The following is a 20,851-nucleotide window of genomic DNA, read 5'->3' as shown; positions in this document are numbered from 1 at the left end:
TTAGTACCTTAGTATTTTATACTTTTTTATGGGGTTACTTATATTTTATGCACTCATATCCATCCTCGTATCTTTTCTATGCTCAATTTTGGAAGCGGTGCTATTGAGTGTTCCACAAACCTTTATCAATCTAAAGAAAAAGGAAGGCAAATCTTTTGCCCAGGAACTGGAAGCATTAAAAAAAGATGTGGACAAGCCCCTTATTGCCATTCTTACCTTAAATACCATAGCCCATACCGTTGGTGCAATTTTGGTAGGGGTACAAGCTAAAATTGCATATTCTGAACTATATGGCAATACCGAAAATACGCTTCTTGGAATGCAGTTTTCAGAAGCCGCTATGGTAGGATTGGTTTCTACCATCATGACCATTTTAATCTTGGTGGCCTCAGAAATAATCCCCAAGACCATAGGTGCTACCTATTGGAAACAATTGGCACACGCCTCTACAACTGCCCTAAAAATAATGGTGTGGGCCCTCCGCTGGACCGGAATTCTTTGGATATTGCAGCTTTTCACCAGACTGGTCGGAAAAAAAGGGGTACATGGAAGTGTATTTAGCCGGGAAGATTTTAGCGCCATGACCGATATTGCCCACGAGGAAGGTGTATTTCAAGAATCGGAATCCACCATAATTAGAAATCTCCTACACTTTAACGAAATTAAGGTAAAGGACATCATGACCCCAAGGGCGGTGGTAAAAATTGCCTCGGAATCTGCCACCATTAAGGAATTTTATAATGCAAACCCCAAAATGCCATTTTCTAGAATTCCCGTATTCAATAAAAAAATGGATAATATAACTGGATTCGTCCTAAAGGACATGATCTTGGAGGAAATAATAAAAAAGAATGGCAGCGCACCATTATCGAGTATAAAGAGGGAGATATTGGTAAGCAACAGACAAACTCCAATTCCTGAGTTATTTGAAACCTTTATTTCCAAAAGGGAGCATATTGCCCTAGTTGTTGATGAATACGGTTCCGTTAGTGGGGTTGTAACCATGGAAGACATTTTGGAGACATTATTGGGTCTGGAAATCATGGATGAAAGCGATAATGTGGAAAACCTACAGCACCTGGCGCGGAAAAATTGGAACGAAAGGGCAAAACGCTTGGGAATTATTCCAGGAAAGAGAGAAAAGGAATAATGGAGACTGTATTTATACATACGCCTTTGGGAATCGCAAAAATTGAAGGCGATGAAAACGGATTAACCTCTATCACCGTGTTCGATAGTGAGGAAAAAGTATCGGATATTGTTCCGGAACTACTCGAAGATGCAGTATATCAGTTACGGGAATATTTTGAAGGTACGCGAAAGGAATTCAGCTTAACGCTCAACCCCGAAGGAACAGATTTTCAAAAAAGGGTTTGGCAAGCCCTACAGCATATTCCATTTGGCAAAACAGTTTCCTATCTGGAGCTGTCCAAAACCTTGGGCGATGCCAAAGCTATTAGGGCCGTGGCTTCGGCAAATGGCCAAAATCCTTTATGGATCGTTGTGCCTTGCCATAGGGTCATTGGCAGTGATGGTTCCTTAACGGGCTATGCAGGTGGACTACACCGTAAAAAATGGCTTTTGGAACATGAAAGCCCTGTAAAACAGCAAACACTATTTTAATTTTTAGAGACCCTACGGTTTGTAGTTCATCCCATGTAGGCATATTTCCAGATTATGCTGTCTTACATCGATAAAACCGTGTTCTTTATGGGAATACCCCCAATCCGCATTGGAAATTTAGAGTTGCATACCAACCAAGTGGTCGGTTCCTGCATTACCGTATATCCAAACCCCCATACCACAGATTGACGCTAAACAACACTTAAAATCCACTTCACCACAGTTCTAAATTTGTTTGTATATTTATAATTCCCCCTTCTTTTGTCAAAATTTTAATCAAGCCATTTAGGTCATAAGAAACATTGGATGTTACATAAAATTAACTTGGAACATATACTCTTTTTGGACATTGAAACGGTTCCTGAAGAAGAGAATTTTAATAAGCTGGACGACACCAAAAAAGAACTTTGGGAACATAAGTCGCACTACCAGCGAAAAGACGAATTTACGGCCGAGGAATACTATGACCGGGCCGGAATTTGGGCAGAATTTGGAAAGATCATTACTATTTCCGTTGGCTATTTTAATTATAAAGGAACCAATCGGACGTTTAGGGTAACTTCGTTTTATGGAGAAGAGCCTAAAATCCTCAAAGATTTCAAAAATTTATTGGACACCCATTTTAATCGCCCCCATCACCTGTTGTGTGGACACAATGGCAAAGAATTCGATTTTCCATACATCGCGAGGCGCATGATCATCAACAAGGTAGATCTGCCCAACAAGTTGGATCTTTTTGGAAAAAAGCCGTGGGAAATTGCCCATTTGGACACTATGGAGCTTTGGAAATTTGGAGACTACAAGCATTATACCTCCCTTAAGCTAATGGCCAATATCCTAGGTATTCCCTCTCCAAAAGAGGATATAGACGGCAGCATGGTAAAAACCGTTTACTATGAAGACAAGGACCTGGATCGCATTGTAAAATATTGCGAACTGGACGTGATCACTACAGCACAGGTATTTTTGCGCTTGCGGAATGATGAATTATTGGATGAAAGTGAAATTAAAAGAATTTAGCGTATTTACAATTGATACTTTCCAGATTAAGACTTATAGAACTTAATCGATTTTGATCCTTCCAGATCAGCTAAGGTAAGCACGTATAGGCCGGTCGTTAGATCGGCAATATAAATCTGCTTTTGCTCTGCCTTCCCAGATTTTACCACAATCCCGTTAAGGGAAACTATTTTATACATGGCATCTTCGGAAACATCTCCATTAATGGTCATTGAAGTCTGCACCGGATTGGGAAAAATGGAAAACTGTACTTCCAAAGTCAAGGTTTCATATTCCATATAATCCAAAAGTTTGGTTTCGGAGCCTTTAAAGGTGAATTCGTATTCCTCACTATATTCCGAACTAATATTTTCGGAACAAAATGTCTTAAGCCTAAGACTATAATCCGTTCCCTCTACTAAATTATTTAGGGTAATAAAGTTATCGAAGGTTGTTTCCACATTCCAATCGCTACTACCTTTCTTTTTGTATTCAATTTGAAAAAGTGCTTCTGTATTGGCCGTCCAGTTCAGCGTTATCCCAGTTTCATCAGAAGTAGTAAGTTCAACATCTTCAGGCGTAACTAAAACACAGTCGGTAAGGGCAATCCCTGTAACAATGATGGAAAAATTCTGTGGCCCTTGGTTAAGAGTGTTTTTATGGGTTACTGTAATTGTATAATCTCCCTTGGCATTCTGGATGTCTATTTTTTCAAATGGATCCACTCTGTTGTCTGCGTTAACAGCTGGAGCATCCGCCTTGGCTGCATTAAGTTTCCAAGGCAGAAAGGTTTTGCCATCCTTGATGATACGAATATCCAAATCGTTGATCAAGGCTGCTGACATATCGTTTAATGTTCCCGAATTTACTGCTCCTGTAGCAGGGTCTGTCCAAGAAATGGAGGCTGATAATGGTTCTGTTCCATTTGCTACAACCTTATAAGTTTTGGTTTCACCTTCGGTAAGTGTTTCTTCCGAAATTATAGAGGAGAACCCTTTGTTGGCTATTGCCTCTACGGCCGACTTTGAATTAATAACCCCCCAACCCATTTTGTAATCGGGACCTGGAGCATCAACATCGTCTGCAGTATGCAGTACCAATCCTTTTAAAGTGGCAGCCCTCATAAAACTACCTTCCATTTGTTCTTGATATTCTTGGATCAACAACATAGATCCGGTTACACCCGGCGCAGCTACCGATGTTCCGTTGGCGGTCTCATACTTGGTGTCATTTGCAATACCGGTAGTATAAATATTGGTACCATAAGCCGCAATGTCCGGCTTAATACGACCATCATCAACAGGTCCAAAACTGGAATATGAAGTTACCGAAGCCCTTAACAATTGCCCTTGATCGTTGGTTTCAATATCTGCCGCAGCAACAGTAACGCCATTTTTGGAGGTTGCAAATCCCAACATCAGATCAAAACCGTTGGAAGCCGAACCAAAAATAGGAGCCTCATTGTCCTTGCTTTTTTGGGAATTCCCTGCAGCGGTAACCATTAAATAATATGGAGCATTGTACATAATTTTGTCCCAATCCCTAGAAACTTGGATATAGGATCCAAAATACCAATCCGGCACACGGTCGGACATAATTCCGTAAGAATGGTTGGATAACAACATGCCATTGGCTGCCATTTCCGCAACTTCAATTTTATCCCTTCTCCAGTCGTTGGAAACAGCCTTTGCCCTGTAGGCCACCCCTTTCGATTTTGTATCCAATCCTTCGGCAACCAAAATACCCGCAACCCTGGTGGCATGAGAATCCACAACTTCACTCTCATCCAAAGTCTGTACCCTATTGCCAAATTCTTTGTGGTTAGTTAAGACAGCTCCCCCGTCCCAGATACCAACCATCATGTTCTCTCCGTTAATGCCTAAATCCAATAAACCATTATCATGTAGGGCGTTGGCCCTGGTAGCGGTATTTATGGTTGTACTGAAAGTACTGTAATATAGAGGGGTTCCATCATCGCCAATAGCAGTAAGTTCGCTAAAATTTCCGTCTGCCAATCTTTCCGTTAATTTCCAGCCGTTTGTCTTAGCAGCCTGTAACAAGCTATTGTTATCCTTCTCAAAGTTCTTTTTAAGGTCATTGGTAAATACACCTAATTTTGAACTTCGGTACTTATCCTTAATAATATGGATTTGTTTTTCGGTTTGTGCAAACGAGCTATAGGCAGTAAGGCAAAAAGCTACTGGAAGTAAACACTTGCTAATCTTTAACAAAGTAGGGTTTGCGTAAGCCATGATAAAGTTTATAGTAAGATTTGGACTACAAATATACTATATCAAGCAAATAATATCGATTAACGCACCTTTTTATTCGATGAAACGCATGGTTTTGTTGTGAACCTTCAAAAAAACGACATGAAAGGTTCACTTTGGGGAAAGAAAAATTTTAAATATTGAACTTAAATTGTACGTAAACCGGAAAATGATCGCTAAAACCTCCCATATATCGCCTTCCTACATAGGTTCTATGTGGATTACCTTTGTACTTACCTTTATATTCCGTGAGAAAGGCCTCATCAAAAATATTTGCCTCGGCAAAACTGTGGGTGCCACGTTCGTAATTAAAAAAATTATGGGACACTATAATTTGATCAAAAAGGCTCCAAGACCTCTTATAGTTGGCACTTCCCCGATCAGGTGATTTTAATCTCTCCATAGGGTTATGCAAACTATCCCTACTCATCAGGGTCTGGAGACTGGCAGAGGAAGGGCCATCATTAAAATCGCCCATTACAATATAATTGGGGTTTTTCACATTTTGTTCCAACTTCTCCATATAATCAATAATGGTTCTCGCTGCAGCAATACGCTTATAATCGGTTTCTACCTCCCCATTCCTTCTGGAAGGCCAGTGGTTCACAAAAATATGGACCTCTTCCCCATTTAGAACTCCACTTACGTATAATATATCCCTTGTAGTATCGCGTTGGCCGTTATCATTAAGTATTATCAATGGAATTGCTTCTGAGCTTAATACTTCAAAATTATCCCTATTGTATAGCAAGGCATTATCTATTCCCCTCTCATCTGGGGAATCATAGTGAACATAATGATAGTTGTACGCATTTAAGGGATCTGTAGACAACAAATCCTGAACTACCTTCCCATTTTCAACCTCTGCAACACCGACCAATACAGGAGGAAAACCTGTAGATTCGCGCCCAATTTGACTTATAGTCTGGGCCAGTCTGGACAATTTGTTCTGATATCGCTTTGGGGTCCATTTTTTAGATCCATTAGGAGTAAAATCATCATCCAATGTCTGAAAATCATTTTTGGCATCGAAAAGGTTTTCTAGATTATAGAAAGCCACAGTATGGAGGGTATTGATCGATTTCTTCTTAAAAAATGAAAATTTCATCCAAAATATTTAATCGATTGCTAAATTACGAAAAACCCTTGGCAAGTATTGATTAGATTTGTACTTTAAATAAGGATATGCTAGAGAAGAAGACCATAGAATATGAAAAGGCGGTACTCATAGGAGTAATGAACAAGGACCAGAATGAGGAAAAGGTAAACGAATATTTGGATGAACTGGAATTCCTTACCTATACTGCAGGGGGCGAGGTTTGTAAACGTTTTGTACAACGAATAGACTTGCCCAACCCTAAAACCTACATTGGAAGCGGAAAAATGTTGGAAGTGGAGGCCTATGTAAAGAGCAATGATATTGGATCCGTAATTTTTGATGATGAGCTCACTCCGGGACAACAGCGGAACATTGAAAGGCAATTAAAATGTAAAATCCTGGACCGTACCAGTTTAATCCTGGACATTTTTGCCCAAAGGGCACAGACCAGTTATGCCCGTACCCAAGTGGAACTGGCCCAATACGAATATTTGCTCCCCAGACTTACCGGTCTTTGGACCCACTTGGAACGACAAAAAGGGGGTATCGGAATGCGTGGACCCGGTGAAACGGAAATAGAAACCGATAGACGTATTGTTCGTGATCGAATTTCCCTTCTTAAGAAAAAGTTGTTGAAGGTAGATAAACAGATGGAAACCCAAAGGGGCAATCGCGGGGCACTTGTACGTGTAGCTCTAGTAGGGTATACCAACGTAGGCAAATCTACCTTGATGAACGTTATTAGTAAAAGCGATGTCTTTGCCGAAAACAAACTATTCGCCACCTTGGACACCACAGTTAGGAAAGTGGTGATAGGCAATCTTCCATTTTTACTGAGTGATACGGTAGGATTCATTAGAAAACTGCCCACACAATTGGTAGAAAGTTTTAAAAGTACTTTGGATGAAGTGCGGGAAGCAGATCTGTTATTACATGTAGTTGATATTTCCCATCCCAATTTTGAAGAACATATAGACTCTGTAAATCAAATTCTTACGGAAATAAAAAGTTCGGATAAAAAAACCATCATGGTCTTTAACAAGATAGATCAATACGAACACAAGACCATTGACGATGATGATTTGATTACTGAAAAAACCAATAAACACTTCACCATTGAAGAGTGGAAGAATACCTGGATGCGCCGCGTTGGCGATAGGGCCCTATTTATTTCGGCCCTGAACAAGGAAAATTTGGAAGAATTCAGAAAACGAGTTTACGACGAGGTTCGGGATATTCACATAACCAGATTTCCATATAACAACTTTCTATATCCGGAACATTTGGATGAGTATTAGGCATTAGCAATATTGGCCTAAAAACAAAAATTTACATTTCATAAATACTAATTTCCATTTATAACATAAATCCAAAGGCATTGAATATCAATGCCTTTGGAACATTTCCTCCTGCCTGAGGAAAAAACACACTTAAGGCATATCCATAAATGCCGATCTTTCCTTAAAACAGATTTGTTGGCATCATTATTTTGGCTAACTTTAAGACAAGGAGATACTTCCCCAACCATTAATTAATACATTTTGGAAGAGAACTATCATAAATGGTATTCCCCGAATCTGAGCAAGGAAATGGAAATGATAGTTTATGGTCATTGGGGCTATCCTCTGTTAATCTTTCCAACTACCAGAGGGAGGTATTACGAAAGCAAGGATTTTCATTTAATCGATTCCATTGCCTGGTTTATAGAACAAGGCAAGGTGAAGGTATATTGCTTGGACAGTATTGATGAATACAGCTGGTACAATAGATCCATACATCCTGCAGACCGTGTTAAAAACCATATTTGGTACGACAAGATGATTTTGGAGGAAGTAGTTGCCAAAGTACAGCACGAATCCCCCATTGGCAAGGTAGCAGTTTCAGGATGCAGTTTCGGGGGCTACCATGCGGCCAATTTTGCCTTTAGACATCCCGAAAAGGTTAGCCACCTCTTTACTATGAGCGGGGCATTCGATATCAGGGACCAATTGGACGGGTATTACGATGACAATGTTTATTTTAATAATCCAGTGGATTATTTGCCCAATATGAATCATCCCGATCTGTATAATATGAAAATAATTTTGGGCACCAGCGAACATGATATTTGTTTGGGTGCCAATCTCCGAATGTCGGAAATTTTAAAAAATAAAGGTATTGATCATTGGTTGGACAATAGACCCAACGCCAGTCATGACTGGCCTATATGGCGCGAAATGTTTCCCCATTATTTATCCTTAATGTAAACTTTAATACCAAATACAGTATGAAAAAAATTGGAATACTATTCGGCCAGGAAAATACCTTCCCACAAGCCTTTATAGATAGAATAAACGAGAAAAAAATAAATGGGATAATGGCCGAGGCCGTTATGATAGATAAGGTAATGCAGGCCGACCCAACGGAATATGCCGTTATAATAGATCGTATTTCCCAGGATGTTCCCTTTTACAGGGCATATCTAAAAAATGCGGCCATATCGGGTACCGCAGTTCTCAACAATCCTTTTTGGTGGAGTGCCGATGAAAAATTTTTCAATAATGCATTGGCTATAAAAACTGGAGTTCCTGTGCCAAAAACGGTACTTCTCCCATCAAAGGAGAGGCCGGATGATACCACAGAAAATTCTTTCCGGAATTTAAAGTATCCCATGGATTGGAATGGTATTTTTGAACATATCGGTTTTCCCGCCTATATGAAGCCTTTTGCTGGAGGCGGCTGGAAAAATGTCTACAAACTTAACAATGCCGATGAGTTTTTTAAGAGTCACAGCGAAACCGGTCAACTAATAATGATGTTGCAGGAGGAAATCGTCTTTAACGAATATTTCCGCTGCTATTGCCTAGGTGGTAATGAAGTGCGTATTATGCAATATGAGCCCCGCAACCCACATCACCTGAGGTATGTACATGACGGACCTCCCTTGAGCAAAAAACTATTGGATACGGTTAAGGACTACACCATAAAACTAAATGCAGCTTTGGGGTATGATTTCAACACTGTGGAATTCGCGGTAAGGGACGGTATTCCTTACGCAATAGATTTTTGTAATCCGGCTCCGGATGCCGATATTAATTCCGTTGGCCAGGAAAATTTCGAATGGGTCGTGGAGACCGCTGCAAATATGGCCATAAAAAGGGCACAGGAGCACAAACCAGGCCAGATGAACCTTACTTGGGGAACATTTGTCAAGAATGCGGTTGCCCCTACCACAATAGAACCAGCAGCCAAAAAAGCTCCCGCAAAAAAGGCCCCGGTGGCAAAAAAAGCTCCGGCAAAAGCAGCAGCGACCAAAGGACAAAAGGCCGTACCAACCGCCAAAACAACGGAAGCCAAAAAGACAGCTGTAGCTAAAAAAACAACGACAACGAAGGCCGAAAAAACAGCAGCCGCCCCCAAAAAACCGGTCAAAAAGGCCACAACAACCAAACGCAAGTCAAAATAATTTTGACAATGCCCAAACTGTAATACCTGGAGACCAATGGATTTTACATTAGGAGTAGAAGAAGAATATCAAGTAATAGATCCCAATACCCGAGAACTGACTTCACATGAGCAAAAAATTGTAGAAATTGCCGATGAGATCTTGGAAGGACAAGTAAAGGCAGAAATGCACCAGGCCGTAGTGGAAGTGGGTACGGTAATTTGCAAGGATATTAAGGAAGTGCGCTCCCAAGTAACGCATTTGCGAAAAACAATATCGGAGGTTGCCTCCGGCCTAGGACTTCGCATAGCCGCGGCAGGTACCCACCCATTCTCCGAATGGGAAAAACAATTGATAACCGTGCACCCGAGATATGATGAAATTGTTCAGGAATTACAGGATGCCGCCAGGTCCAACCTTATTTTCGGACTTCACGTACACGTGGGCATTGAGGACAGGGAAATGGCCATCCACATCTATAATTCCGTACGCTACTTTTTGCCCCATATATACGCCTTATCTACCAACTCCCCTTTTTGGGAGGGTAGAAATACAGGCTTTAAATCTTTCCGTACCAAAGTATTCGATAAATTTCCTCGTACCGGTATTCCGGATTTCTTTACCGGTGCAGGGGAATACGAGCGATATGTTAATCTCCTAGTGCAAACAAAGTGTATTGACAACGCCAAAAAAATATGGTGGGATGTAAGGGTACACCCTTTTTACCCGACTATTGAATTTAGGATTTGTGACGTACCCTTGACCGTAGATGAAACTGTCACCATAACGGCATTGATTCAGGCTTTGGTGGCTAAACTTTATATTTTAAGAAGAAGCAACCTCAACTTTATTATTTACAAAAGGGCGTTGATCAATGAGAATAAATGGAGGGCCTCAAGATATGGGATTGATGGCAAGATGATCGACTTTGGAAAATCTATAGAAGTTCCAACAAAAGAATTAATTTTGGAGTTGCTGGAATTCGTAGATGATGTGGTAGATGAACTTGGAAGCAGGGATGAAATCAATAAAATCCATAAAATATTGAATGAAGGGACCGGGGCGGACAGACAATTGGCCGTTTTTGAAAAAACCAAAAACCTTAATGATGTGGTCGATTTTATTTTGAAGGAGACGGTTGCAGGGATTTAAATGAACAAGAAAAATGTTGGATAGAAAAAAAAAGATTGCCGTTTTGGACCTATATAATGGAATTCCCAATCAAGGGCTCAGATGCATACGGGAAATATTGGATAAATTCAACGCCAGAGCAGAATACCATTTTTTTGACGTTAGGACCAAGAATGAAGTTCCCGATACCAGCTATGATATTTACATATCTTCCGGAGGGCCAGGTAATCCTTTGGAAGGGGACGGCATCTGGGATAAAAAATACTATTCCCTCATTGACCAATTATGGGAACACAATGCAAATGGTGACTATCCCAAAAAATACGTTTTCTTTATTTGCCATAGCTATCAGATGGTATGCCACCATTTTGGTCTAGGAGACATTACAAAGCGAAAATCCCCATCTTTCGGGGTTCTACCCATCCATAAGACCAAACATGGTAAGGCCGATGAGTTATTCTCCAAACTACCGGATCCGTTCTTTGCAGTAGATTCCAGGGATTGGCAACTTGTTCAACCACGATTGAAAGTTTTTGAGGAGAAAGGTGCTAAAATATTGGCGCTGGAGAAAATCAGGACACATGTGGAATACGAGAGGGCCATTATGGCGGTACGTTTTTCGAAGGAATTCGTTGGCGTACAATTTCATCCCGAGGCCGAACCTGTGAGTATGGAAGCGCACTTTGCCAAAGCGGAAAACGAAGAGAAGGTAGTGGCCACCTACGGAAAAAGAAAATATGACAATATGATGACCCATATTAGGGATACCGATAATTTGGAATCTACCTACAATTCCATAATCCCCGGATTTATTGACAATGCCATTAAAAAGATTGGATTATCCAAACAACTCTCATAACATAGGTTTTCATGGTAGAACATCTTCGTCAGCAGTACAATGCCGCCTTCACGAATGATAAATACAGGGTATTTTTAGAAGGGATCCATTCGGCCTATAACCACAAACCTTCCTTTCGGATTGCCGAGACTCCAATCTTTATTCCCAAATATTTAAAGCAAAGATTATTGGAGGCCTGCGATGAGGTCAACGCTGTTATCTGCAAGCCAGATTTTAAGGAGCTGACCAAAAATGCCCTTCAAGATGTGTCCAGGTTGGTCCCAGGTGAAGATGAACACACTACTTTTCTTCAAATGGATTTTGGAATATGTTTGGATGAAAAGGGAAAGCTAATTCCACAAATGGTTGAAGTACAGGGATTTCCAACCCTTTATTTTTTTCAGGAACTCATGGCCAAGGGATATAGGGATCACTTTGATATTCCTACCAACTATCATCATTTAAACGGTATTTCCTCCGTAGAATATGTTGAGAAACTAAGGGAGATTATTGTAGGAGACTGTTCCTCGGAAAATGTGATACTTCTCGAAATTGAGCCCCACAAACAAACCACCCAAATAGATTTTTTGGGGACAGCCCACCATTTGGGCATAAAGGTGGTGTGTATTAGCGAATTGATTACGGAAGGGAAAAATGTATTTTACACCGATCAAAAAGGATTAAAAATCCAAGTACGCAGGATATATAACCGGGTTATTTTTGACGAGCTCTTTAAAAGGGATGACCTTCAGCGGCAATTCGATTTTACCAAGGAATACAATGTAGAATGGATAGGACACCCCAATTGGTTTTTTAGGATAAGCAAATTTACCATGCCCCTGATCAACAGCACTTATGTGCCCCCATGTCATTTTTTGCACCAACTGGAAAAGTATCCCGAGGATCTTGAAAACTACGTGTTAAAGCCCTTATTTTCCTTCGCCGGATCGGGGGTACTCATCAATGTTACCAAACAAGATCTTGATGCCGTACAAGATAGGGAAAACTACATCTTGCAGAAGAAAGTAGCCTATGCACCGGTAATAAACACTCCAACAGGTTCGGCCAAATGTGAAATCAGGATGCTGATGATATGGGAAAAAGGTGAAAAAAAAGCAAGGGTAGTCAACAATTTGGTACGTATCAGTAAAGGGGAAATGGTAGGGGTACGCTATAATAAGGATAAGGACTGGGTAGGCGCCAGCGTTGGTTTCTTTGAAGACTAGGAATACAACCTTAATCATTGCCTCCTACAACCCAATACCGCATAATATCACGTACTGGCGTGAAAATCGATTTGGATGCGTTTGGTATGCTCATTTAACAGTTCCAACACCCTTTCCTGACTCTCCGATTGTACAATATGACCTATATGGTATTCCTTTTGTAATTGCCAACATATTTCCTGGTCTGTAAAACAGGAATAATCAGGGTATTGAAATCGACATAAGGACACCACAATACCCGCATATTGGTTTTTTACCTCAGGTAGCTTGTAGGTTTTTCCTTTTGCCATGGCATCTTCGATCGCTGCCCATTCTGCCCACAAATTAATTCCGGAAGCAAAGGCCACCATTTCCGCCAAATGGGCCCCACCGACCCTTGAGGCCGTTTCCAAAAAATAAAACTTCCCAGTGTCCCTAGATTTAATATACTCGCTGTGCGAGGCGCTAAAACGCATCCCGAAGGCCTTTAAGACTTCTTCGTTGATTTCCATCAAACCTATGGCATCCGGAGAATCCATTTTAAGTGTGATGGATCTAAAGATACCGTGACCATGTGCCACGTCCATAGGGGTACTTAAATATTGGGAAGCCTGCGTGAAGACAATCTTACCATCCACTGATAAAGAATCTACATGGTACACATCCCCGGGAGCAAATTTCTCCATTAGGTACTCATGTCTGCGATCGCCCAAAGATTCCAGCACTGCCCAAAGTTCTTCGCTAGAGAATATTTTACGAATCCCCGTTGCAGAGGCCTCCGATCTGGGCTTGATGAGCCAAGGGGGCGTCACCCTTTTTGTATATTCATCTATTTCCCTATTATTGAATAATGGACAAAAGGCTGGAACGGGAATATTTGCCACTTCGGCTTTCATTCTCATGGCCAATTTATCCCTAAAATACCTACCCGTAGTCTGTCCCATACCAGGTATTCTAAAATGCTCCCTTACCAAGGTTGCCTTCTCCACATCAAAATCGTCCAAGGCCACGATCCGGTCTATTTTCTGGTTCTGCATTAAAAAAGCGAGGCCCGAGATTAAATCGTCCATATTCCAAACACCTTCACGCCTTTCCTGCATGTAGAAAATTTCATCAATGGATTCGCGTGGCCACTTCTTATGTTCCAAACCCTTGGAAGTAATTAGTAATACCTTGTTGCCCAAAGCCTTACACGACCTTAGAAAATCTTCTCCCTTAAAAAAACTGCTTATACATAAAAAAGTGGTTTGGTCGGTATTTCCTGTCATGTTCCAGAAGTATTACTTATTAGCTGTAAAATACCTAATAATCCCTAATAAGCATTAGAAACATTGTAAAAAAACTCTCAATTCGGTTTTGAAAGATTTTTGTTCCAATTATAGCCCATTATTCCAACAACAAAACCCAAAAAATATGTTATTAAATTTATGTCCTATTTCTTCAAACCTGCAATAAAATCTGTAAGCAATCTAACCCCAAAAGCAGTTGCCGTTTTCTGGGTATAAAACTCCGCATCCCCAAAGGCCACCCCAGCAATATCCAAGTGGGCCCAATTGGTATGCTTATTGGTGAAGAACTCCAAAAATTTAGCAGCGCTGATAGCTCCTGCAATGGGCTTGCCACTATAATTCTTTACATCGGCAATATCAGATTTTATATCTCCCTCGTAGGAATCCCATAAAGGCAGTCGCCACAAACGTTCCCCGCAGCGGTCCCCGGCATTTGTCAGTTTAAGGGCAAGATCATCATTGTTCGTAAATAACCCGCCTGCCTCATAGCCCAAGGTTTGCACACAACTTCCGGTCAGGGTAGCCACGTCTATCATTATATCCGGACTGTAATTCTTATTTAGATAGGCAATTCCGTCTGCCAATATTAATCGACCTTCTGCATCTGTATCAATAATCTCAATGGTTTTTTCTGCGTAAGACCCAATAACATCTCCAGGTTTTAAAGCTTTGGCATCTACACAGTTTTCTGTGGTGGGTATTATAGCAACAAGATGTACAGGCAATTTAAGTTTGGCGATCAACTCCATTGTTCCAAAAACTGCTGCCGCTCCACCCATATCGCTTTTCATATAATGCATATTGGAAGAACCCTTGATGGACAAACCTCCTGTATCAAAGGTAACCCCCTTACCCACCAAGCCTACTGTGGGAAGTTGTGAACCCGTTGCTTTTGGCTTGTATTCCATTACAATAAATCTGGCCGGTGTGTCACTCCCCTGGCCAACCGCCTTGAGTGCATATAATCCCAATTTTTCAATGGCCTTTTCGTCATGGACTTCCACCTTATAACCAAATTCCTTACCGGATATAACTGCTTCTTGGGCAAAATTAATAGGGGTGAGTTTATTGCTGGGGGAGTTTACCAACCTTAGTATTTTAAGTTGGGTTTCTGCTATGGCCCTGCCTTTGTCTGCTGCGATTTTTACTATATCTTCAAATTTTTCGTCAACAAAGAATTGCAAATTCAATGGTTCTGAATCCCATTTATCCGTAGATAAATTGGATGTTTGGTACAAACCCTTTTTGTAAGTCCCCAATAGCAACCCACTAACAATGCCTTCAGTCAATATTGATATAAATTCAGGGTCAAAATTTCCGTTGCTTATATCAATGCTCAAATTGGAAGGCAATTTGGCGGCTTCCATTTGAAGAAAGCGCTTAAAAGCGTCTATCACCATTTTAAGGGTTGGGTCTGTTCCCAAGCCCAAACAATATACCCTCGTTACACTTTTATGGGCAACGGGGTAAAACAAGGAGACTTCTTTTTTTTCAGCCTTTATTTGTTCCGTTAACAGTGTCTTAGGGAGCTGTAGTTCCTCAGCTAATTTAACAATGTCCGACTCCAAAATTTCCCCTTGTACCAAAGGTATTATAAGGGTTTCCAAAAAAAGATCTTTATTCTTTACAATGCTGATCATAAAAGCGTTTTATATTTAATTCCTATAATAAAGAAATTCCATGGCTGCTGGGAATTCCTGACTCCAAAACCATTCCTCGTGTTTTCCTTGGGGGTCAATATGTAATTCAATGTTTACCATAGCGCCCTCTTTGTTCTTATCCTCAAGAATTTGTTTCAATCTTTTGACATTCCCTACCATATTTACACTTTCGGCCCCACCGGCATATAAATAGATATCCGTGGGATAAGGTTGATGAAATGCTATGGCATCGAAATAGATCTTAGGGGTAATCCAGAGCGAAGGAGAAAAAATCATCAGTTTCCCAAACACTGAAGGGTACCTTAAACCTGCATAAATACTTATTAGCCCCCCCATAGAGCTCCCTCCAACTCCTGTATGTTCCCTTTCTTTTAAGGTCCTAAAATTTTTGTCGATATGGGGTTTTAGGGTTTCCACCAAGAACTTAAGGTACTTTTTACCGTCCCCTTTGCCCCATTTGGTTTCCTTAAATGGAGAAAATTCCAATACCCTTTCCTCCTCTGCATGGTCTATGGCCACTACAATGACATCTCCCATTCCCTTGCTTGCCAAATCCGAAAGTTTTTCATCAATGGCCCAGTTCCCAAAAGGCCCGCCGCCATCAAATAAATTTTGACCATCATGTAAATACAGTACTGGGTAACTTTTTTCGCTAGACCCATAGCTTTTGGGCAGGAGTATCGATATTCTCCTTTTCCTATTTAACTGCGGAATTTCATAATCCTCAGCTATTATGCGAATCTCAGGCCTGTAGGAAATTGGATTTCCCCCTTGACCTCTTTCGTCGTTGATATTCTGCTCTAACATTCTCTTTTCCATAATTTTATCCCAACAAATGCGGACAAAGATAATCTGTTTTAAAACAACAGTGCCATCAAAGTAAACCCAATCTGTTGGTCCACCCAATATTTGGACCAAATAATCCCAATTTCAAAGTTCAAATAGTTGATTTCAAATTAATTAATGGGTAAAAAAGAGGATTAGGGAAATAATAATTGTGCTGTTTATCGAAGAAAGGATACCGTTGATTTTTTTCACAACATTCTGGAGTGTGTTCACAACAAAAATGAAGCGGAACTGTCCAATCCTCCTATCTTTACATTGTATTTAAGTGATAGTGTTTCACCCCAAATCAAACGCGAAACTTAATTCCAAGTGCTTTTTCCCCAAATCAGCACTTAACCTTAAAGTAACGCTTTAAAATAATAAACCAAATTTTACTGAAAGACCTACTTGACTAAAAAATTGCCCCTCCATAGAGGGGCTTTTTTTTTGATTAAATCGGTCATTTTTCCGAATTATAATCCCATGAAATCAAATTATTACCATCAACATGAAGATTTACCACATAAAGCCTGCAATTCACAACAAAAGTTTATTTGACGAGCAACTTCTCTATACATTAGCTGAACAAGCAAAAGACGTTTTATCCTTACAGGATTTAAAATATATATCGCCTAACCAAAATTGACAAATCCTACTTTGCAAAAGAGGCCCTTTTTAAGGGCCTTTTCATTTTTTTTACTAATCGGTATCCGTTTTAGAACGAGTAATTTAATCCAAATAGCCAATAGGTCTGCAGATCATTGTCTATAGAATCGAAAGTAGGCGTAGGGTCACCCACATCAAGATTGTCAATAGCATAGCTCAAAGCTTCCTGTCTGTTGTTTCTTAGGCCAAATTCAAAACCTAGACCAATCCCCTTCCACAAAGTATATCCAAAAGAGTTGGTCCAAGTCCAATTGGAGTAATCCGCACTCTTATAGCTCTGAAACATGGACAAATTGGTTTTAAAATTAACCTTTCCCAATTTTCTTGTATAATCTGCCACTATTTTAGCACCTAATGAAGATTCAAAGACGGTATCCTCACTGCTAAAAACAAAGTTGTAGTTTAAGGGATGAATAACCACCACTAGATCGGCTATCGGGGTCCAAGTAGCTCCAACCCCCAAATCCAAATACCCAGGGTCATTAAAATTGTCTATAATTGTTGTCCTATATTCCCCTAATGTAGAAATAGCAAACTTATCGCTCAATTTCTGACCGTATAATGAGGTTATATTAAAAACATCTGTAGCCGAACGGAAACTATCATCATCGGTATCAATATCCTTGTCATCGATTTTTACCCACCCAAGATTGATATTCAATGAATTTCTCCAGAAGTATTTTGGCTGATTAAGATTGGCAAAGGCATTTGCAGTTATACCTATATTACCAGCGCTGGAATTTGGAGCGCCTTTGGAGTACCAATTGTTAAATCCGGAGAGACTGGCACCAATGGTTCCAAAAGCTCCCTTTTTCCACCCAGGTATGGCATCTATTTTTCCCTGAATGGCGTCTACCCTTCCTTGGATCGCTGAAATAGAATCCTTTTTACTTGCTTTTTCCGCCTTTAATTCCTCCAAAGTTTGGGCAACAGTGATGTTCATAGCCAGCAATGCGACTATAGCTAATACAATTTTCCTCATAATAATTAGTGTTTATTTATAGTAGTGCAAAAATAAGGAATGTAGAAAAAGGAGGGAATTATATTGATTGTTATTTTGCTTTGAAAAGTGGCACAGAAGAACAGGCTTCCCCGTACATTACACTTTTGGCAACCGTTTGAATTTTAGTAGTAGCCCATAAATATGCATTAGCTGGGACAGGTTTGTTGGAACAACCTTTGATAATAACGGGCTTATCCGCAAATTCGGACACATCCAAATTTTCTATTACGGATTGATAGAGCGAGGATTCCAGCATTTCCAAATCCCCAATAATGATTTTCTTTGCGTAGGGCTGTAGTTTAGTGGAAATAAGCATATACGCCCAACCAGGCACTATGGCATCAGTAGAACAGCTTAATGCCACATAACAATCTTTGTATTGACTCCAATCACAATCCTCCAATTGTGCCCTAAAATCCTTTTCCCTAAGGATTAAACCTTCATACAGCCAATCCTTAATATCCAGAACTACCCTGTTTCCCTTGGGGTAGTAGTCCTCAAGATTAAAGGTTACCAATTTACTTTGGGAGACACGATTTATAATTTCAGACATAAGTTTTCAGTTTTCCAATAATGGATTAATTACGGCAAGTAAGTTTACGCGATAATACCTTATCAACAATTGCAGTAAACACCGGAAGCCCTAACTATAGCATTCCCAATTCCAATTTGGCTTCCTCACTCATTAATTCCTGAGTCCAAGGCGGGTCAAAAGTAATTTCCACCTCAACATCCTTAAGTTCGTCAATGGACTTCACTTTTTCTTCCACTTCCATTGGTAACGACTCCGCAACCGGACAATTGGGGGAGGTCAAGGTCATCAAGATCTTAACTTCATTGTCCTCATTGACGAAAACATCATAAATTAATCCTAATTCATAGATATCCACAGGTATTTCCGGATCATAAATTGTTTTTAGGACCCTTACTATTTTTTCGCCCAATTCCTGGGTGTCTATAGTTTCTAATTCTTCGCTCATTATTTTAAATCTTTATGGTTTGCACAAAGGCTATGTCCAATAATTTCCCCAATAAAGGAAATTAATTTAATTGTGTTTGGTATGCCACGGCATACAACTTCAATTGTTTTATCATACTTACCAAGCCATTGGCCCTGGTAGGTGATAGATGTTCCTTTAGGCCAATTTCATCAATGAAACTGGTATCTGCGTCTATAATATCCTTAGGCTTTTGATTGCTGAAGGCTCTGACCAGGATAGCTATGATGCCTTTGGTTATTATAGCATCACTATCGGCCGTAAAAACCAATTTATCGCCTTCCAATTCGGCATGAACCCAAACCTTGCTCTGACAGCCCTTAATTATATTATCCTCGGTCTTATATTGCTCCTTGATCATCGGAAGGGATTTTCCAAGCTCTATCATATATTCATAGCGCTGCATCCAATCCTCGAACATGGAAAATTCATCTACAATTTCTTCCTGTATTTCCTTTATACTCATATCTAAATTTTGTGCCCACATTAAAATGGTAACAATTCACTGCAAAAATACAACAAGTAATTCTGCTTATCAACAATTTAAAAGATTGAAAACTAACCCAATGAAGTTAAGAAAGCATTGTCTTTGCCCTCCGTACGCTGGCTACCAATATATCCACTTCCTCCTTAGTGTTATAAAAACTAAAACTAGCCCTTACCGTACCAGGTATTTTATAAAAATCCATGATAGGCTGTGCACAATGATGGCCCGTCCTTACGGCTACTCCCAACTTATCCAATATACTTCCAATATCATACGGGTGCAGCCCTTCAATATTAAAAGATATTACGGCGGTCTTTTCCTTTAAATCCCCGTAAATTTTTAGTCCGTCTATTGCCAGAAGTTCTTTGGTTGCATATTCCAATAGTTCGTGTTCGTACTGGGCAATGGCCTCAAATCCTATGGCATTCATATAGTCCAAGGCAGCACCAAAGGCTATACCTCCACAAATATTTGGAGTACCTGCCTCAAACTTATGGGGAAGATCGGCATAGGTGGTTTTTTCAAAAGTTACCTCTGCAATCATTTCGCCCCCCCCTTGATAGGGCGGTAATTTATTTAACCAATCCTCTTTCCCATAAAGCATTCCTACTCCTGTGGGACCACACATTTTATGGGCGGAAACCACATAAAAATCCACATCCAATATTTGTACATCGGCCTTTATGTGGGGAGCTGCTTGCGCACCATCTATCAGGACCGCAGCGCCAACCTTATGCGCGGCATCTATAATTTCCTGAATAGGATTAATGGTCCCCAATGCGTTGGAAACATGATTACAGAAAACCAATTTGGTACGGGGCGATAATAATTTATGGTATTCCTCCATAATCAACTTGCCGTCCAAACCCATTGGAATTACTTTTAAAACAGCTCCTGTGCGTTCGCAAAGCATTTGCCAAGGAACAATATTGGAATGGTGTTCCAAGGCAGAAACAATAATCTCATCTCCCTTTTTCAAAAAAGAGGCAAAACCATTGGCCACTAAATTAATACCATGGGTTGTTCCTGAAGTAAAAATAATTTCATGAGGTTTGGCGGCATTAAAGTGCTTTTGTATTTTCTGCCTTGCCTGTTCGTAAATATCCGTTGCCTCTTGTGAGAGGGTATGTACCCCCCTGTGGATATTAGCGTTGTACCTACTGTAATAGTCCACAATTGCATCCATAACCTTTTGTGGTGTCTGGGAGGTAGCGGCATTATCCAAATACACCAAGGGATACCCATTGACTTTTCTATTTAGTATTGGAAAGTCTTTTCGTATACTTAATATATCTAGAACAGTTTGTATCATGATAAAAATTCAATGATGGGA

Annotated in this window: 19 protein-coding genes; 9 read left to right on the top strand and 10 right to left on the bottom strand. The window is 40.2% G+C overall.

Features of this window, described 5'->3' with window-relative positions:
• The first annotated feature begins 28 nt into the window (after positions 1-28).
• The 3 genes from U735_RS0123940 to U735_RS0123930 all read left to right on the top strand — a co-directional run bounded on the left by U735_RS0123940 (position 29) and on the right by U735_RS0123930 (position 2,643).
• Complete coding sequence (locus tag U735_RS0123940) at positions 29-1,150, top strand: CNNM domain-containing protein (protein ID WP_031446240.1); 1,122 nt, start codon at positions 29-31, stop codon at positions 1,148-1,150.
• The gene (locus tag U735_RS0123935) at positions 1,150-1,623 is read left to right on the top strand and encodes a methylated-DNA--[protein]-cysteine S-methyltransferase (RefSeq protein ID WP_031446239.1); all 474 of its coding nucleotides are present in this window, start codon (positions 1,150-1,152) and stop codon (positions 1,621-1,623) included. The genes U735_RS0123940 and U735_RS0123935 overlap by 1 nt, the downstream gene beginning before the upstream one ends.
• Before the next feature lie 306 nt (positions 1,624-1,929).
• A complete protein-coding gene (locus tag U735_RS0123930; protein ID WP_031446238.1) occupies positions 1,930-2,643 on the top strand; it encodes a 3'-5' exonuclease in 714 nt (237 codons plus the stop codon).
• 26 nt (positions 2,644-2,669) lie between these two features.
• Here the strand turns inward: U735_RS0123930 and U735_RS0123925 are convergent, their stop codons facing one another.
• On the bottom strand, positions 2,670-4,874 hold the full coding sequence (locus U735_RS0123925) for a S8 family serine peptidase (protein ID WP_034248723.1): 2,205 nt from the start codon (positions 4,872-4,874) through the stop codon (positions 2,670-2,672).
• 151 nt (positions 4,875-5,025) lie between these two features.
• Positions 5,026-6,000, bottom strand: coding sequence for an endonuclease/exonuclease/phosphatase family protein (locus U735_RS0123920; protein WP_031446236.1), 975 nt, complete (start codon positions 5,998-6,000; stop codon positions 5,026-5,028).
• Between the two features lie 77 nt (positions 6,001-6,077).
• Here U735_RS0123920 and hflX point away from each other — a divergent pair, with 77 nt between their 5' ends.
• The 6 genes from hflX to U735_RS0123885 all read left to right on the top strand — a co-directional run bounded on the left by hflX (position 6,078) and on the right by U735_RS0123885 (position 12,610).
• A complete protein-coding gene (gene hflX / locus U735_RS0123915; RefSeq protein WP_031446235.1) occupies positions 6,078-7,289 on the top strand; it encodes a GTPase HflX in 1,212 nt (403 codons plus the stop codon).
• A gap of 243 nt (positions 7,290-7,532) precedes the next feature.
• A complete protein-coding gene (locus U735_RS0123910; RefSeq protein ID WP_031446234.1) occupies positions 7,533-8,237 on the top strand; it encodes an esterase family protein in 705 nt (234 codons plus the stop codon).
• A gap of 20 nt (positions 8,238-8,257) precedes the next feature.
• Positions 8,258-9,436, top strand: a complete 1,179-nt coding sequence (locus U735_RS24780; RefSeq protein ID WP_034248721.1) for an ATP-grasp domain-containing protein — start codon at positions 8,258-8,260, stop codon at positions 9,434-9,436.
• Positions 9,437-9,472: 36 nt separating this feature from the next.
• Entirely contained in the window at positions 9,473-10,567 is a 1,095-nt protein-coding gene (locus U735_RS0123895; RefSeq protein ID WP_031446232.1) for a carboxylate-amine ligase, read from the top strand.
• 13 nt (positions 10,568-10,580) lie between these two features.
• Positions 10,581-11,405, top strand: a complete 825-nt coding sequence (locus U735_RS0123890; RefSeq protein WP_031446231.1) for a type 1 glutamine amidotransferase — start codon at positions 10,581-10,583, stop codon at positions 11,403-11,405.
• A gap of 11 nt (positions 11,406-11,416) precedes the next feature.
• Entirely contained in the window at positions 11,417-12,610 is a 1,194-nt protein-coding gene (locus U735_RS0123885) for a hypothetical protein (protein WP_031446230.1), read from the top strand.
• A 47-nt stretch (positions 12,611-12,657) separates the two neighbouring features.
• On the opposite strand, the gene U735_RS0123880 is transcribed toward U735_RS0123885, so the two are convergent.
• From U735_RS0123880 to U735_RS0123845, 8 genes are all read right to left on the bottom strand, one after another.
• Positions 12,658-13,857: an ATP-grasp domain-containing protein gene (locus U735_RS0123880; protein ID WP_031446229.1), complete on the bottom strand. Its 1,200-nt coding sequence runs from the start codon at positions 13,855-13,857 to the stop codon at positions 12,658-12,660.
• A 164-nt stretch (positions 13,858-14,021) separates the two neighbouring features.
• A complete protein-coding gene (locus U735_RS0123875) occupies positions 14,022-15,518 on the bottom strand; it encodes a leucyl aminopeptidase family protein (RefSeq protein ID WP_031446228.1) in 1,497 nt (498 codons plus the stop codon).
• A 15-nt stretch (positions 15,519-15,533) separates the two neighbouring features.
• Positions 15,534-16,358 carry an alpha/beta hydrolase gene (locus tag U735_RS0123870; protein WP_146032777.1) on the bottom strand — a complete coding sequence of 275 codons (825 nt, stop codon included), beginning with the start codon at positions 16,356-16,358 and terminating at the stop codon, positions 15,534-15,536.
• 721 nt (positions 16,359-17,079) lie between these two features.
• Positions 17,080-18,012 carry a DUF3078 domain-containing protein gene (locus U735_RS0123865; RefSeq protein WP_031446226.1) on the bottom strand — a complete coding sequence of 311 codons (933 nt, stop codon included), beginning with the start codon at positions 18,010-18,012 and terminating at the stop codon, positions 17,080-17,082.
• A 70-nt stretch (positions 18,013-18,082) separates the two neighbouring features.
• A complete protein-coding gene (locus U735_RS0123860; RefSeq protein ID WP_031446225.1) occupies positions 18,083-18,586 on the bottom strand; it encodes a DUF2480 family protein in 504 nt (167 codons plus the stop codon).
• Between the two features lie 94 nt (positions 18,587-18,680).
• A complete protein-coding gene (locus tag U735_RS0123855; protein ID WP_031446224.1) occupies positions 18,681-19,013 on the bottom strand; it encodes an SUF system Fe-S cluster assembly protein in 333 nt (110 codons plus the stop codon).
• 61 nt (positions 19,014-19,074) lie between these two features.
• On the bottom strand, positions 19,075-19,497 hold the full coding sequence (locus U735_RS0123850) for a SufE family protein (protein ID WP_031446223.1): 423 nt from the start codon (positions 19,495-19,497) through the stop codon (positions 19,075-19,077).
• A gap of 106 nt (positions 19,498-19,603) precedes the next feature.
• A complete protein-coding gene (locus tag U735_RS0123845) occupies positions 19,604-20,830 on the bottom strand; it encodes an aminotransferase class V-fold PLP-dependent enzyme (RefSeq protein ID WP_031446222.1) in 1,227 nt (408 codons plus the stop codon).
• Between the last annotated feature and the right edge of the window lie 21 nt (positions 20,831-20,851).

Origin of the sequence: Arenibacter algicola (genome assembly GCF_000733925.1) — a bacterium.
GTDB lineage: Bacteria > Bacteroidota > Bacteroidia > Flavobacteriales > Flavobacteriaceae > Arenibacter > Arenibacter algicola.
The sequence above is the reverse complement of the archived record's forward strand: the minus strand, read 5'-3'. Positions and strand labels throughout refer to the sequence as shown.